Origin of the sequence: Streptomyces sp. NPDC051136, assembly GCF_044455745.1 — a bacterium.
Classification (GTDB): domain Bacteria; phylum Actinomycetota; class Actinomycetes; order Streptomycetales; family Streptomycetaceae; genus Streptomyces.
Window position 1 is genome coordinate 75533 of sequence record NZ_JBITFE010000016.1, and the last position, 15050, is coordinate 90582.

General features: G+C 72.1%; 14 protein-coding genes. 9 read left to right on the forward strand and 5 right to left on the reverse strand.

The genetic code is table 11. From position 1 onward, the window contains the following. The first annotated feature begins 22 nt into the window (after positions 1-22). The 9 genes from ACIBCJ_RS34480 (at position 23) to ACIBCJ_RS34520 (ending at position 9163) form a co-directional block, all read left to right on the forward strand. Positions 23-529 carry a hypothetical protein gene (locus tag ACIBCJ_RS34480; RefSeq protein ID WP_365979684.1) on the forward strand — a complete coding sequence of 169 codons (507 nt, stop codon included), beginning with the start codon at positions 23-25 and terminating at the stop codon, positions 527-529. Next, positions 513-1475: a DUF2156 domain-containing protein gene (locus tag ACIBCJ_RS34485; protein ID WP_362096702.1), complete on the forward strand. Its 963-nt coding sequence runs from the start codon at positions 513-515 to the stop codon at positions 1473-1475. Before ACIBCJ_RS34480 ends, ACIBCJ_RS34485 begins: the two co-directional genes overlap by 17 nt. Positions 1476-1547: 72 nt before the next feature. Further along, on the forward strand, positions 1548-2681 hold the full coding sequence (locus ACIBCJ_RS34490) for an acyl-CoA dehydrogenase family protein (RefSeq protein WP_365979685.1): 1134 nt from the start codon (positions 1548-1550) through the stop codon (positions 2679-2681). Between the two features lie 53 nt (positions 2682-2734). Then, the gene (locus ACIBCJ_RS34495; protein ID WP_365979686.1) at positions 2735-3856 is read left to right on the forward strand and encodes an SDR family oxidoreductase; all 1122 of its coding nucleotides are present in this window, start codon (positions 2735-2737) and stop codon (positions 3854-3856) included. Positions 3857-4068: 212 nt separating this feature from the next. Continuing rightward, positions 4069-5289, forward strand: a complete 1221-nt coding sequence (locus ACIBCJ_RS34500; RefSeq protein WP_365979687.1) for an aminotransferase class III-fold pyridoxal phosphate-dependent enzyme — start codon at positions 4069-4071, stop codon at positions 5287-5289. 94 nt (positions 5290-5383) lie between these two features. Then, on the forward strand, positions 5384-5851 hold the full coding sequence (locus tag ACIBCJ_RS34505; protein WP_362096691.1) for an aromatase/cyclase: 468 nt from the start codon (positions 5384-5386) through the stop codon (positions 5849-5851). After that, the gene (locus ACIBCJ_RS34510) at positions 5823-6422 is read left to right on the forward strand and encodes a flavin reductase family protein (RefSeq protein WP_362096688.1); all 600 of its coding nucleotides are present in this window, start codon (positions 5823-5825) and stop codon (positions 6420-6422) included. Before ACIBCJ_RS34505 ends, ACIBCJ_RS34510 begins: the two co-directional genes overlap by 29 nt. Next, positions 6419-7741, forward strand: coding sequence for an FAD-binding oxidoreductase (locus ACIBCJ_RS34515; RefSeq protein WP_362509727.1), 1323 nt, complete (start codon positions 6419-6421; stop codon positions 7739-7741). Before ACIBCJ_RS34510 ends, ACIBCJ_RS34515 begins: the two co-directional genes overlap by 4 nt. A gap of 180 nt (positions 7742-7921) precedes the next feature. Further along, on the forward strand, positions 7922-9163 hold the full coding sequence (locus tag ACIBCJ_RS34520) for a wax ester/triacylglycerol synthase domain-containing protein (protein WP_365979688.1): 1242 nt from the start codon (positions 7922-7924) through the stop codon (positions 9161-9163). A 58-nt stretch (positions 9164-9221) separates the two neighbouring features. Here the strand turns inward: ACIBCJ_RS34520 and ACIBCJ_RS34525 are convergent, their stop codons facing one another. From ACIBCJ_RS34525 to ACIBCJ_RS34545, 5 genes are all read right to left on the reverse strand, one after another. Then, complete coding sequence (locus ACIBCJ_RS34525) at positions 9222-10100, reverse strand: SAM-dependent methyltransferase (protein WP_365979689.1); 879 nt, start codon at positions 10098-10100, stop codon at positions 9222-9224. A 58-nt stretch (positions 10101-10158) separates the two neighbouring features. Further along, positions 10159-11736, reverse strand: a complete 1578-nt coding sequence (locus tag ACIBCJ_RS34530) for an AarF/UbiB family protein (RefSeq protein WP_362503445.1) — start codon at positions 11734-11736, stop codon at positions 10159-10161. Positions 11737-11828: 92 nt separating this feature from the next. After that, the gene (locus tag ACIBCJ_RS34535; protein ID WP_362096674.1) at positions 11829-12524 is read right to left on the reverse strand and encodes a hypothetical protein; all 696 of its coding nucleotides are present in this window, start codon (positions 12522-12524) and stop codon (positions 11829-11831) included. Positions 12525-12577: 53 nt separating this feature from the next. Then, positions 12578-13174 carry a sigma-70 family RNA polymerase sigma factor gene (locus ACIBCJ_RS34540; protein ID WP_362096671.1) on the reverse strand — a complete coding sequence of 199 codons (597 nt, stop codon included), beginning with the start codon at positions 13172-13174 and terminating at the stop codon, positions 12578-12580. A 79-nt stretch (positions 13175-13253) separates the two neighbouring features. Further along, the gene (locus ACIBCJ_RS34545; protein ID WP_365979690.1) at positions 13254-15011 is read right to left on the reverse strand and encodes a tryptophan 7-halogenase; all 1758 of its coding nucleotides are present in this window, start codon (positions 15009-15011) and stop codon (positions 13254-13256) included. Positions 15012-15050 lie beyond the last annotated feature (39 nt).

The following is a 15050-nucleotide window of genomic DNA, read 5'->3' on the forward strand; positions in this document are numbered from 1 at the left end:
TACGCGCAATCCAGGAGCGCCCGTGGACGCCAAGAACCGTTTCGAGACGAAGACCACCTTCGCCCTCTCCCGACTCGAATGGCTGGGCTTTCTCACCGTATCGCTCGTGCTCGCGTTCCAGCACCTCACGGAAATCCGCTGGGCCGTCTTCGTGCTGCTGTTCGCGGTGATCGACGTCGTCGGATACCTGCCCGGCGCGATCGCTTTCCGACGCAGCCCGGACGGACACGTTCCGCGCGGCTGCTACGTGGCCTACAACACGATGCACAGCCTGGTCACGGCGGGTGTCCTGGCCGGGGCGTGGGCGCTGTTCGTCCGGCCGGAATGGGCGCTGCTGGCCCTTCCGATCCACCTCATGGGCGACCGGGCCCTCTTCGGGAACTCCCTCAAACCCTTCGGGGTCGCCTTCGAGCCGAAAACCATGCCGGAGTTCCGCAGGTTCGAGCAGCGGTACCACTCGACAGCGGTTCTCGGCGGAAACGGTGCCGCGCGGACTTCCGTGGAGGACGCCGATGCCGTCCGTGCTTGACACACTCGCCGCACACAGCGACAACCCCAGTTCCTTTCTCGCCCTCAACAGCGGGAACGCGTACTTCCAGGACGGCGGGTTCGACGGCGCCTGCGCCTATCGCACCTCGGGCCGCTACGTGCTGCAATTCGGCGGCCCGTTCACCGCGCCGGAACACCGGGCACGCCTGCTGGACGCCTTCGCCGCCCACGCCGGCCGCCGGCTGGTCGCCGTGCAACTGCAGCGGGCGGACGCCGAGCTGTACGCGGCGAACGGCTTCACGGTCAACCAGCTCGGGGCGTCGTACGCGGTCGACCTGAGCCGTTTCACGCTGCGCGGCTCACGGTTCGTCCGGCTGCGGAACAAGATCTCGCGCGCCCGGCGGGCGGGCCTGGAGGTCGCCGAGGTCACGGCCGGCGAGGACTGCGCCGAACTGGACCGGATCGACCAGTGCTGGCTGCGGGAGAAGGGCCGGCACGCCAAGGAGCTGCGCTTCCTCGTCGGCCAGCGCAACGGGAGCCTGCAGAGGCACCGCCGCCTGTTCGTCGGCCGGATCGACGGCGAGACGGTCGGCTACATCAACTACTCGCCGGTCTACGGCAGTCGCTCCGGCTGGCTGCACGACCTCAGCCGGCGCCGCCCCGACGCTCCACCCGGCGTGATGGAGGCGCTCAACGCCACCGTCATGGAACGGCTCACCGCCGACGGAGCGGGCTGGCTGCACTTCGGCTTCACCCCGTTCACCGGGCTCGACCCGGAGCACGAACTGCCCGGTGCCAGCCGTTCGTTCACCCGGCTCGCCCGTTTCCTGGCGGAGCACGGCGACGTGATCTACCCGGCGGCCTCCCAGCTCGAGTACAAGCAGAAGTGGGCCCCGCACGTGGTCCTGCCGGAGTACATCGCCTTCCGCGGCAAGCCCCGCCCCGGCGCGGTCTGGCAGTTGCTGCGGGCCACCAACGCCCTCTGAGTCACCGCGTCCACGGCCGCGCGAGTGCCGCGCCGATTCCGTATGCATCCCCTTCTGGAGGACCGCACGCCCATGAGATTCCTCGAGCGTGAACGCGCCACCCTTGCAAAGCTGCTGCCCGAACTGGACCCCGCCCTGCGCGAGGCCCCGCTGATGGAACTGGAGCGGCCGGGCAGCCCGGGCATCCGGCACTTCCGGGACAGCGGCGGTCCAGGACTGCTCGTCCCCGAGTCCCACCAGGGCCGGGGCGCCACCGCGCTCGACGCCCTGCGCGTGCAGCGGGCCATCGGCAGCCGCTCGCCGTCCCTGGCCGTGGCCACCACCATGCACCACTTCTCCATGGCCACCCTGGTCGGGCTCGGCGACCTCGGCGACGGTCTGGAGTGGATGCTGATCGAGGGCGTGGCCTCGTCCAACCGCGTGATCGCCTCCGGCTTCGCCGAGGGTCGCAGCGGCGCGGGCGTTCTCGACCCGTCGATGACCGCCACGGTGACCGCGGACGGCGTCCGGATCAACGGCGTCAAACGGCCGTGCAGCCTGGCCCACTCGATGGACCTGCTCACCGCCAGCGTCATGATCCCGCGCGAGGACGGGCAGGGCGACGAACTCGCCGTGGCCATCGTGCCCGCGGAGAGCGAGGGGCTGAGCGTCAGCGGCTTCTGGTCCAGCGCCTTCCTCGCCGGGGCCGAGAGCGAACAGGTCACGCTCACCGACGTCCTCGTACCGCCGGAACTCCTGCTGCGCACCTCGACGACCTCCGGTGAACAGCTCGACGAACTCCAGACGACCGGACTGATCTGGTTCCAGACGCTGATGACGGGCAGCTACCTCGGTGTCGCGAGCGCGCTGGTGGAACGGGTGCTGCTGAACGACCGCATTCCCGAGCAGGAGCGGGTACGCCTGTTCGTCGAGACCGAGGCCGCCATGGCCACCGCCGAGGGCGTCGCCCGGCGCATCGACGCCGGTGACCTCGACGAGTCGGCGCTCGCACAGGCGTTGTACGTGCGCTACGGCGTCCAGGACGCCATCGTCCGGATCGTCCCGCGCGCGGTCGAACTGCTCGGCGGGCTCAACTTCATGACGTCCGACGAGGTGGGCCACCTGGCCGCCTGCGCCAACGGCCTCTCCTTGCACCCGCCGTCGCGCTCCCGGATGACCGGCCCGTTCTCCGCGTACCTGGCCGACCGGCCGCTCGCCATCGCCTGACCCCGCCCCACCGACCATCGGTGGGCCGAGACCCGTTGGGAGAACACACCCCCATGCCGTCAGACAACCAGCGTCTCGCCCTCCTGCCCGTCGGCCGTACGGGACGGCGCGACCGCCCCTCCCTGCTGCTCACCGGCGGTTCCGGAGTACTCGGACGTGCCCTGATCGACGAGCTGTCACCCGACTTCGACCTGCTGTGCCTGCGCCGCGACACACCGTTGCGCGATCCACGGGTGCGCGAGCTCCGGGGCGACCTGGTCGCTCCCCGGCTCGGCCTGAGCCCACTGGCCTGGCACGAACTGGCCCTCGAGGTGGACGTGGTGGTGCACTGCGCCGCCGAGACCAACTGGCGTACTCCGCCGCAGGACATCACGCGCACCAACCTGCGTGGTGCCGACAACATGCTCGACCTGGCGGCCCGGGCCGACGCCCCGCTGTACCTGGTGAGTACCGCGTTCGTGGCCGACGCCCCCACCGAGGAAGGCCGCCGGCGCTTCCCGGGTGCCGCCGCCTACCTCGACTCCAGGGCCACGGCCGAACAGATGACACGCGAGGCGGGCGTGCCCGGCGCCATCGTCCGGCCCTCGCTCGTCATGGGTGACTCCGTCAGCGGGCGGATCGCCCGTCAGCAGGGACTGACCAGGACGATCGGCTCGATGGTTCTGGGGCAGATCCCGGTGCTGCCCGGGGTCCCCGAGTCCCGGATCGACGTGGTGCCCCAGGACTACGTCTCGGGGGCCATCGGCGACCTGGTCCGGGGCGGTGTGGCCGACGGCGAGTTCTGGCTGACGGCCGGCAAGGAGGCCATCGGTCTGGGGGAGTTCGCCGACGTCTGCGCGGACGTCGCGGTACGCCACGGCCTGCACCGGCCCCGGCGGCCCCGGTTCGTCCCCGTCGATGCCGTGCACCGGCTGCTGCTGCCCATGCTGGAAGGCACCTCGCTGCCCGCGTCCCTGCGGCGGCGGCTGGAGCACCACGCGGAACTGCTGCTGGTGTGCCAGCGTGACCTGCCGTTCGACACCTCCCTCGGCGAACCCGACTGCGGCACCCGCCCGACCCGGGCCGACATCAGGGCCGCGCTCGTGCGCAACGCGGAGCGCTGGGCGGGGGAGAAGGGCGGCCTGCTCACCCGGAACGGAGCCGCCGCGGCCGCTGCGATGGGGGTGGCGTCATGAGTGCGTCCCCCCTGTCCACCGGGCCTGCCGGACCGTCCTTGGGGGCCTGTGCCCCGTCCGCCGGGACCGCCGGGCCGCGCCCGGACACCGCCACGCCGCCCTCCGGGTCCTCAACTCCGTCCTCTGCCCCGTTCTCCGGGGGCTCTGCCCCGTCCTCCGGGGGCTCCACCCCGCGCTCCGGGACCGCCGCGCCGACCGACCGGCCCGACGTCGTGGACCTCTACCTCAAGCACATCGGCTCCGGCCGTGGCGTGATGGGCCGCGTCATGGGCGGCATGGCCGAGATCCGCTCCGAGGGCACCTGGATCCACGCCGACGACGGCCGCCGGTTCCTGGACTTCGGCGGCTACGGCGTCTTCATCATGGGCCACCGCCACCCGGCCGTCGTCGAAGCGGTGCACCGGCAGATCGACACCCATCCGCTGGCCGGCCGCGTCTTCCTCGAACCCGTCGCCGCCCTGGCCGCCCAGGCCCTGGCCGCCCACACCCCGCCCGGCCTCGACTACGTCCACTTCGTCAACTCCGGCGCCGAGGCCACCGAGGCGGCCCTGAAACTGGCCCGCGCGCACGGCTTCTCCTCGGTGATCACCACTCGCAGCGGCTTCCACGGCAAGACCCTCGGCGCGCTCAGCGTCACCGCCAACGCCACGTACCAGACGCCCTTCCAGCCCCTGCTCCCGGACGTCGCCCAGGTGGCCTATGACGACCCGGCCGACCTCGAACAGGCGCTGGCCGCACGCCGCGACCGGGCCTGCGTCATCCTCGAACCCGTCCAGGGCGAGGGCGGCGTACGCATCCCGCGCCACGGCTACCTCAGTCAGGTGCAGGCGCTGTGCCGCGAGTACGGCGCCCTGCTGGTCGTCGACGAGATCCAGACCGGCATGGGACGGCTGGGCGCCTGGTGGGGCGTCGACGCCGAGGACGTGCGTCCCGACGTGCTGCTCGTCGGCAAGGGACTCAGCGGCGGTGTCGTACCGGTCGCCGCGATGGTCGCCACCGCCGAGGCATACGCCCCCTTCAGCCGCGACCCCTACCTGCACACCTCCACCTTCGGCGCGTCGCCGATCGCCTGTGCCGCCGCCCTCGCCACCCTGCGGGCGATGGACGAGGAGGACACCGTGGCCCGGGCCGCCGCGCTCGGCCTGCGCATCCTCGCCGCCGTACGGGACGTGTGCGCGCCGTACGAGGGCACACTGGTGCGCGAAGTGCGCGGCCGGGGGCTGCTGATCGGCATCGAGTTCGCCGAGGAACAGGCGGTCGGCGAACTCATGCTGGAACTGATCTCCCGAGGTGTGCTCGTCAACAACTCCCTCAACTCCACCCGGGTGCTGCGGCTGACCCCGCCCGCGGTGGTCGAGGACTCCGCGCTCGACCTGTTCCTCACCACCCTCGGCGCGGCCCTGCGCAGCACGGCCGACCGCATGACCGGCTGACACCGGCTCCCGGCGCCCGCTCCTTAAGCCGGCGCCTGCCACCAGCTCCGGACACCGGCGTCCGGAAACCCTGCGGGAAGGAACCGAACGACCCATGCGCCACGTGGTACTGCACGCCCTCGCCGACGGACTGGCACCCGCCGACGTCTACGGCCGCATCAGCGACTTCCGCCGCTTTCCCGACTACAGCGACACCTTCCGCGAGGTGCACGTCGAGCCTGCGCTGCCCGACGGCTCGACGGTCTCGGACTGGACCGTCGAGTTCCGGGGCGGCCTGATGCGGTGGCGGGAACGCGACACCTACTCGCCCGAGACGTACTCCATCGCCTTCGAACAGCTCAGCGGCGACTTCCATGCCTTCGAGGGGAGCTGGCGCTGCGAGGCGAGGGACGGCGGCACGCTCGTCGTCTTCACCGCGGCCTTCGACCTCGGCATCCCCTCGATGGCCGAGGTACTCGACCCGGTGGCCGAGTCGACCCTGCGCACCAACATCGCCCGCGTGCTGCGGGGCCTGGCGGACGCGGAGGTGATCGATGAGCGCACGGCTGCGGATCGTGACTGACCGGGCGGCCGTCGCGGGCGCCCCGCCACCGGCCGCCGATCCGCCGCACGTGGAACCGCTGCACGAGGAACCGGGGCCGGGTGCCGCGCGCTGCCTCGGCCTCTACGCCAAGCTGGCCGCGGGGGTGACCGTCGTGACCGCCCGCGGCGCGGACGGCCCGCTCGGTATGACGGTGTCCGCCGTGACCTCGCTCTCCGCGCGCCCGCCGCTGCTGCTGGCCTGTCTGCGCGACGGCTCCCGCACCCTCGCGGCCGTCCGCGGCCGGCGGGTCTTCGCCGTGCACCTGCTGCGCGAGGAACAGCGGGAGCTCGCGGGCCGGTTCGCGTCCCCCGCCACGACCGCGGCGGAGCGGTTCGCCGGCACCGACACCCGGCAGGTGCTGGGCGTCCCCGTGCTGGCCGGCGCGCTCGCCTGGTCGGTGTGCCTGACCGAGGACGTACGCCGCTACGGCGACCACCACCTCGTGGTCGGCCGGGTCGCCGCCGTGCACGTGGGCGGCGGACGCCCGCTGCTGTGGCACGATCGCCGGTTCGGTGCGCTGACCGAGCCGGTGCCGGACGCCGCCGGATGACCGGGCCGCCGGCCGGAACGCCGTACTGGGACCCCGCGGAACTGCCGACGCAGCCCCAGCTGCACGGCGTGGTCACCGCGGACGTGGCCGTCGTCGGGGCCGGGCTGGCCGGGCTGTCCTGCGCCTACCACCTGGCGGAGCGTGCCCCCGGGCTCGACATCGCGGTGGTGGACGCCCAGCACCCGGCCGCCGGCGCCAGCGGCCGGGGCACCGGTCTGCTGGGCCCCCGGGCCGGCCCCGCGGTCGACCGCGCGGTGCGCCGCTTCGGCCCGCGGACGGCCCGCAGGATGCACCTGGCCAGTGAACGGGCGGTGCGGGACGTCCTCGCCCTGTGCGCCCGGCTCGACGTGCCCTGCGGGCTGCGGCCCGGCGAGCAGCTGGTGGCCACGCGGTCGTCCGCGGGCCTGGTGGCACTGGCCCGCCAGGCCCGCGCCTGCCGCGAACTCGGTCTGGACGTCCCCGTCCTCACCCCGGCCGGTATCCGCGACCGGGTCGGCGTGCCCTACCGGGCGGCACTCCTGCACCGCCCCGCCGCGACCCTCGACCCGGCCGCCCTGACCTGCGCCCTCGCCCGTGCCTGCGCCGACAAAGGCGTGCGGTTCTACGGCCGCAGCCCGCTGCTGGCCCTCCGCCCCGGCGATCTGGTCGGCCCCGAGCTGGTCCTCCCGCACGGCAGGCTCTACGCCGGTCAGGCGGTGCTGGCCGTCAACTCGGCCGCGCAGGCACTGGACCTTCCGGTCGGCACCGTCCTGCCGCTCGAGGTGTACGCCGTCGCCACCGAACCGCTGAGCACCCCCGCCTACGAGGCACTGGGCGGGCGCGCCGGTCACTCCGTCGTCGACGCCGTCCCGATGGCGCCGTACTTCCGGCTGCTCCCGGACCGGGGCCTGGTGGCGGGCGGCGGTACCGCCACGGTCCCGGCGGGTGTCTGCGCTCCCCGTCTCCAGGCCGTCAGAGAGCGTGCCTGGGCCCGGCTGGAGAGGTGGCTGCGGTCCCTGCATCCGGACCTCGCCCGGGTACGGGTCACCCACCGCTGGTCCGGCCGCATCGGTATGACGGGCGACGACCTGCCGGTGGTGGGGCCGGTGCCGGGCTTCGACGACGTCTGGTACATCGGCGGCTGCTGCGGGCACGGACTCGCCCTGTCCGTGGCGCACGGCGCGCACGTGGCCGCGGCCCTGCTGGGCGAGCCGGAACCCGGCGAACCGCTCCCCTGGCACCGTTCCCGCGCTCCGCGCCTGCCGGCCCGCGGACCCGCTCGGCCCCTGCTGCGGGCGTACGTGGACGCCATGGGGCGAATCGCGCGGCACACATGCTGACGGCGGGCGCGGCCCGCATCCGTACCCCGGCTCAGCAGACTGCAGACTGCAGACCGCAGACCGCAGACCGCGGACACCGGCTCCGCGACTGCGACCCCACAGCCCTGCTGCCCCGCGAACCCGCTGCCCTGCGAACCCGCTGCCCCGCAGACCCTCAGAACCCGACCAGGAGGTTCCACCATGCGACCTGCCTTCAGCACGGACGGCCGCCTGCCGCCGTCCCTGTCCATGGGAACCGCAGATGTCGCCTTCCACCTGGCGGCGGGCGGCAGCCCCATCCCCCTCGCGCTCACCTTCGGGTTCGAAGGCCGTGCCCCCACCCTGGACTCCGTACGCGCGCGGGTCGCCGAACGCGTCCACCACGTCCCGGCGTCGCGCTACCGCATCGCACGGGACCGCAGGAGATTCCGGCGAGTGGACCGGATCGCGGTGGACCGGCACGTGCACGAGGCATGGCTCCCCGAGGACACCGACGGGTCGGCGACCAGCCGCCTGATGCTGTCCCGGCCGATGAGCACGGACGACCGGCCGCCCTGGGACGTGTGGCTGGTCCACGGCCCGGCGGGCCGCCACACCCTGGTCTACCGGACCGACCACACCTTCCAGGACGGCATGGGCGCCGCCTACACCGCCCGCGCTCTCCTCGGAGACCACCCCGAGGGCGGACCGGCCCCACAGCTTCCCGCCCGGCCCACCGCACACGGCCTCGCGGACGCCCTGGGCGAGGTGGTGGCCGCCTTCCGCGCACCCACCCCGAAACCCGCGTTCGACGGAGAATCCTCGGGCCGCGTCGACGTCTGCCACGCCGACACCCCGCTGGCCCGGCTGCGCGCCGTCGCCCGCGCCCACGGCGGCACGGTCACGGACGTCTACCTCGCGGCACTGTCCCACGCCGTCCGCACCTGGTACCTGAAGGAGACCGGCTCGGCCCATCCGCCGCTGCCCGTGTCGATCCCGATGTCGGTCCGGGCCCCGGGAGAGGAGTACGCCCCGGGCAACCGCATGGTCACCGCCCGGCTCCTGCTCCCCTGCGACGAGGAGTCACCCCGGCGGGCACTGGCCCGGGTCGTCGCCCGTACGGGCCGGCTGCGGGAGAGCCGGCGGCGCGACGCCATGCGCCTGCTGCTGGCCGCGTCCCCGCGGACGCTCGGCGCCACCGTCGGCACCCGCCTGGTCCACGGGTCGTTCGTGGCCGGCCCGGTGAGCAGCGTGAACTTCGGCACGCCCCTGGTCCACCAAGGGGCCACGGCCCGTCGCACGGCCGCCTTCGCCGGCGTCGCGTCGGGCATCCGGTGCGTGACGACGCTGACGAGCCAGCACGACACCGCGTGCCTGACCGTCGTGCACGACGAGGCCCTGGCGACCGCGGACGAACTCCCCGACCTGTGGCTCGCGGCGCTGCTGGAGCTGGAGCGGCCGTAGGCACGGCAGCACGCGCCGGCCCCGGACGCATGGTCCGGGGCCGGCGCGTGCTGCCGTGTCAGGCAGTGCCGCGCAGCGTTCCGGTGGTGAGGAAGACGCTCTCCGCCGCGGCCGTGCCGATCAGCGGCAGATACGGGGAGAGGCGCTCGACCGCGTACGGCAGCGTGAACGGGTCGGCGACCCCCGCGTCCCAGCCGTGCTCCGCCCACCAGCGCTCCGGCTCGGCGAGCTGCCAGTTCCAGGCCAGTCCGATCGTCGACAGGGCGTCCATGAAGGGCGCGACGAGCGGAGAGGACGTGGTCGCGGAATTGACGCACTCGGCGCCGAACGTGCTTCCGGGCGCGGAGAGTTCGGTCATCGCGGCGACGACGGCCTCGACCTCCGGGGGCCGGAGGAAGTACAGGGGTGCCTCGCAGTGCCACGCGGTGGGCCTGCCGGGGTCGAATCCCGCCGCCCTGAGTTCCTCCCGCCAGCATGCCGTGCCGCCGGCTCCGACGGCGGTGCGGCGTCCGCAGGAGAGCCCGCTCCCGTCCAGTACCTGTTCCTTGAAGGCCAGTACGGCCGGGTCCTCCACCTCGAAGATGTGCACCCCGGTCGGCCAGTCGAGCCGGAAGGCACGGGTGTCCAGGCCGGCGCCGAGCACCACCACCTGGCGGCAGCCCGAACGGGCCGCGGTGAGAAGGTGGTCGTCGAAGAAGCGGGTGCGCACCACCTGCCAGTCGGGCAGCAGACGCTGCATCGTTCCCTCGCCGGGCGGGCCTCCGTCGAACCCGGCCGCGTGGAGGAGGTCGGCGGCCCACGGGTCACGGACGAGGGGCGCGGGCCGGAGGCACTCCGCCGCGTGCGCGGCGGCCGTCCAGAGCGCCGCGCTGGGAATGCCGCCCGGGGCCGCGGAGGCCGGCGCGAACGGTGACTGCGAAGGTGCGGATTGCGGCATGGGATCTCCTTGAGGCGGGGCAGAGCGGGGTAGGGGGGATGGCTTGTGCGGGCCCGGGTCAGCCGGAGCGGCGACGGCCCAGCAGGTAGGCCGCGGCACCCAGCGCGAGCAGGCTCGCGGAGGGGCGGTTGGGCCGCTGGCCGCCCATCGCGGCGGGGGTGCGCGGCTCGTGGACGTTCAGTGCGAACTGACGGTTGGCCACGTCGGAGAGGACGCCGCGGACCTGTTCGGGACTGGTGACGGCGGCCAGCAGCAGCTCCATGGAGTTCCGGGCGAACTGGTTGCGGCCGAGGAACTCGCGGCCCAGTGCGAAAAGGATCTTCGGCACCTCCCCCTGGAACACCTCGGGCAGCGTGATCTCGGGAGCCAGGCACCGCACCGAACCGTCGAGGTTCGCGAAGGACTTGCCCAGCAGTGAGACGGCCGGCGGCGAACCGATCCCGCGCTTGGTCGCCTTGGCCAGCACGGTGGTGAGCGCCACGCCGAAGTTCATGTCCTCCAGCGAGAGATGCGAGACCTTGGGCACGAACGCGGCCATGTCGGCGGCGAACGCGGGCATGTTGGCCCACGGCGTCACCCGGCCCATCTCCGCCCAGTGCTGCGCCAGCCCGGCCCCGTCGTTCTGCGCCAAGGTCATGAACAGCGGCAGCAGCTGAAGACTGGTCCTGCGGTCCAGCCGGCCCACCATGCCCCAGTCGATCAGCGTCGCGGGTCCGCCGGGAGCGGCGAAGACGTTGCCGGCGTGCGGGTCGGCGTGGAAGAAGCGATGGACGAAGTACCCGTGGTACATGAACCGCAGCAGGTCCTTGCCGATCTCCACGCGCTCGTCGTCCGTGAAGTGGGCGCGGTCGACGTGCCGCACCGACTTCCCGTCGGCCAGCGACTGGACGAGGACCCGGGGACTGGCGTGCAGTACCCGGGGCACCTCCAGCGAACGGAACGACCGGACCTGCCCGCGCGCCTCGTCCATGTTGCGGGCCTCGCCGGTGAAGTCCAGCTCCGGCTCCATGGCGTCGAAGACCGAGCCGAGCATCGCCTCGATGTCGATGACCTCGTTGAACCGGGGAGCGACGCGGGCCACGATCTTCGCCGCCCGGCGCATCAGGGCCATGTCCGCGAGTACGCCCTCGCGGATGCCGGGTCGCTGGATCTTCACCACGGCCGCGCGCCCGCCGGGCAGCGTCACACGGTAGACCTGCGCGAGGGACGCCGCCCCGAGCGGGGCGACGGTCTCGATGTCGTCGAAGCGCAGCTTCCAGTCCGCCCCGAGGTCCCGGGCCAGTACCGGCTCGAACTCCGAGAACGGCTGGACGTCGACCTGGTCGTGCAGGTTCTGCAGCTCGTCCCGGAGGGACTGGGGGACCATGTCGGGCCGGGTGGACAGGATCTGGCCGAGCTTCACATAGAAGGGCCCGAGGCTCTCCAGGGCCTGCCGCACCGCCTTGGCGCGGCGTTGCTCCGCCCCGGCCGAGGCACCGACGGCGGACCCGGCGGAGGCGTTGCCGTCCTCCGCCGGGAACCGCGTGTCCCGCCTCGTCCGCCTCCGCAGCCGGGTCGCCTGTCCCACCTCGTCGGCCACGAGGCTGCCCAGAACCCTGACCACGAGACGCAGCCGATCGCCGACGACAGACGTCATCGTGTGTGATCCTCCTCAGATCGGGACGCGGGTACGGAACGGCGGTCGGTGTGCGCAACGGAGACGGCCGGACGGGACGGTGGCACGGCCGGTCAGCGCGGGGTCGAGGACTGTCCGCCCTGGGACGGCTTTCCGCCCTGCCCCTGCTGACCGGTCAGGCCCTGGAGGGCCGCCAGCCCCTGCTGCCCGGCCTGGGCCGGCAGGTTGGTCAGGTTCTGGAGGCCCTGGACGGCCTCCAGGAGCTTGGGCAGCACCTGGAGCAGTTGGGTGAGCTGGCCCGGGAGCGCCATCAGGTCGCCCGCCCCGCTCGCCGCGTGTCCGAGGCCTCCGGCCAGCTGACCGAGCCCGCCGAGCGCACCGGCCGCGCCGCCGACCGCGGCGAGCGGGTTGGCCGCCCCGCCCAGCGCGGCAAGGGGGTTGCCCGCCCCGCCCAGCGCGGCCGCGAGCGGGTTGCCGCCGCCCGCGGCACCGGTGAGCGCGGCCAGGGGGTTCTGTGCCGCGCCCGCGGTGAGGCCCGCGAGCGGGTTGCCGGCTGCCCCGATCCCGCCGAGGGCGGCCAGTGGATTGGCGACACCCGCGAGCGCGGTCGCCGGGTTGAGGGCCCCGGCCAGTGCGGCGAGGGCGTTCGGGGGCAGACCGGCCAGCGTGTCGACGGCGTTGCCGGAGCCGCGCGACGATCCTGAGTCGTCGTCTCGGTTCAGGAGGTCGTCGAAAGCCTCCTTCCAGCTGTCGGTCATATCACCGACCAGATCCTTGGCGATGTCTTGGATGTTCTTGCTTTTACCCATGAGTGTGGTCCCTTTCCGTTTTTTTGCGAGGGGAGGGGCGTGGGTTCTGGGTGTTAGCGGGCGCAGCCTTCCAAGGCTTTCGCGCAGACGTTCTTCAAGCGTGCGCGGCCCCTGGTGAAGGCGGCTTCGGCTGCCTTGACGGAGATGTTGTGCATGCGGGCGAATTCCGCAGTGGAAATGCCCTTGGCGCGGGCGAGTATGACCTCCTGCTCACGCCCCCGCAGGTTTCTCACCTGGCCGAGCAGCCATCTGCCGAAGTCCTCGTCGCAGACGTCCTCCTCGGTCGTGCCGGGGGTGTCCGCGAACGCCGCACGCTGGAGGAGTCTGCTGCGACGCTCCATGTCACGGTAGAAGTCGATGCAGAGGCGAAGCGCCACGGACGTCAGAAAGGCACCGAGCCGATTTCTGTCCAACGTGGCGTGGGCGGCTGCCCGGGCCATGGTTTCCTGAACGCAGTCCTCGGCGTCCTGAAAACTTGGTAGTCTTCGCCGAACCAGCCGCATGAGGCGGTCCTGATGCTGGAAGATTTCTTCCCAGGAGCATTCAGCGGGCGATTGGCAGGTGGATCGTCGCACCATTGTGGATTGCAGCCCGTTGTCTCTCGGATTGGGCAGGGAGAACCGCGGCCGATTTTCCATTTGTTCGGCCATGTGGATTTCCTACCCGAGGCCCTGGAGCGGCAAACCGGAATATGTGCTTCCGCCAGTCGGCAGGAATGTTTCTCCGTGCTCATTTCCGAGGAGCGGGCCGCCGCGCCCAGTCGCGGTTCCAGTTGAGCCACATGTCCCGTACGGTCTGGTGCACTTGGGAGCTGCCGGCGCGCAGCTCGGTGGTGTACGCCTGCACCGCTTCCCTGCCCACCAGCCGCGCTCCGCCGGTGAAGTAGGAGCCCCGGACGTGCTGGGGCGAGCGGTACTTGCCCCACAGCAGGATCTTCATCAGCGGCCAGAGGGTGAACACCCCGGACGGGCACCGGTCCTCGGGGTCCAGGGTGCCCCACACCGACGGGACCAGTCCGCTCTCGCCCAGCAGCTCGTAGATGCGTGTGATCGCCTGCTCCTTCGTCAACTCACCTGCTCGATAGGCGAGTACGGCGTCCCGGGACTGGTCGAACATCCGCTCCACCCAAGGGTTGTCCATGCCCTGGAGACCTCGGTACGGCGGCAGCTCCAGCTGGTCGAAACAGGCCGGGTCGTGCGTCTTCTCGAACGTCACGGCGACCTGGTTCTGGGCGTTCGTGCCGTACAGCGTGGTGATGGTCCACACGCGGTTCCAGGCGTTCCACAGGTCGAAGTCGTCGAACGCGATGTAGCTGCAGGACACCAGGTCGTCGTAGAACCGGAACATGCGCTTGGTCCAGTGGTCCAGGTACGCGAACCGGGAGGTGTCGAAGTCGTTCTGGCGCACCGCGTCGATCAGCCGGTGGCCCAGTGCGTTGAGTGCCATCACGGTGACGGCGAGACCGCTGGAGAAGAGCGGGTCGATGAAGTCACTGGCGTGCGGCAGCAGACACCACCGGTCGCCGACCACCTTCTGCGAGGCGAACTGGGTGCGGTCGGTCGACACGTACGGCCGGACCGCCCGCGCCCGCTCGAACTGCCGGGCCACACTGGGGAACCGGCGCACGTACTGCCAGAACTCCTCCTCCGCCGAGATGTCCTCCCGCCGGGGGTGCCGGTCGAGATCGAGGTTGAGGCCGACACTGCACAACTGGTTCGTGCTGGTCGACTGGTTGTCGAACGGGATCACCCAGAACCAGCCGCCCGGGAACATGTGGTGGAGCGTTCCCTGGCTGAACGGGCTGGGCATGCCGTGCTGCGCCCGCGAAGGCGCCACGGCGTCGAAGGGGCGCACGTCCACCATGTGCGTGAAAACCGTGCGCGACCTCGTGCGGTAGGGCGGTTCCTGCCGCAGCCCGAGGCGCTCGGGCAGGACCGCCCGCATGCCGCCGGCGTCGACCACGTACGAAGCCCGGAAGGTGCCCCGGTCCCGGGTGACGAGAGTCGCGCCGTCCTCCTCGAACTTCACGTCGTCGACCATGGTGTGGGTGTACGCGGTCACGCCGTAGGACACGGCGACGTGGAACATGTACGCGTCCACGTCCTGCCGGAAGTAGTGCGAGTCGGGACCGAGCGGAGGTCCCCAGGTGGGGTACTGGGTGCACTCGTCGGGCCGGGTGGGCTCACCTTCCCGGTGGTAGATGAAGCTGAAGTTGCGCTTGACGCCGCTGTTCGACGACACGTGACGGCGCAGTGCCGCGTTGGTCGCCAGGTGCTCGAGCTCGGGGACGTCGTAGCGGCGGGCCAGGACCCGGAGCCCGAACGTGGTCTCGGGGACGGTGGACTCTCCGATGGCGAACCGGGGGTGGCCGCTGCCTTCGAGCAGCAGCACGCGCACGCCGTGACGTGCGAGTACGGTCCCCAGCATCGTCCCGCCGATGCCGCCTCCGACGATGGCGACATCGAAAACACGCTGGTCTTCTTGCATGTCTGCGGTTCCTTTCGCGACGGGAGGAGCGAGTCGCCT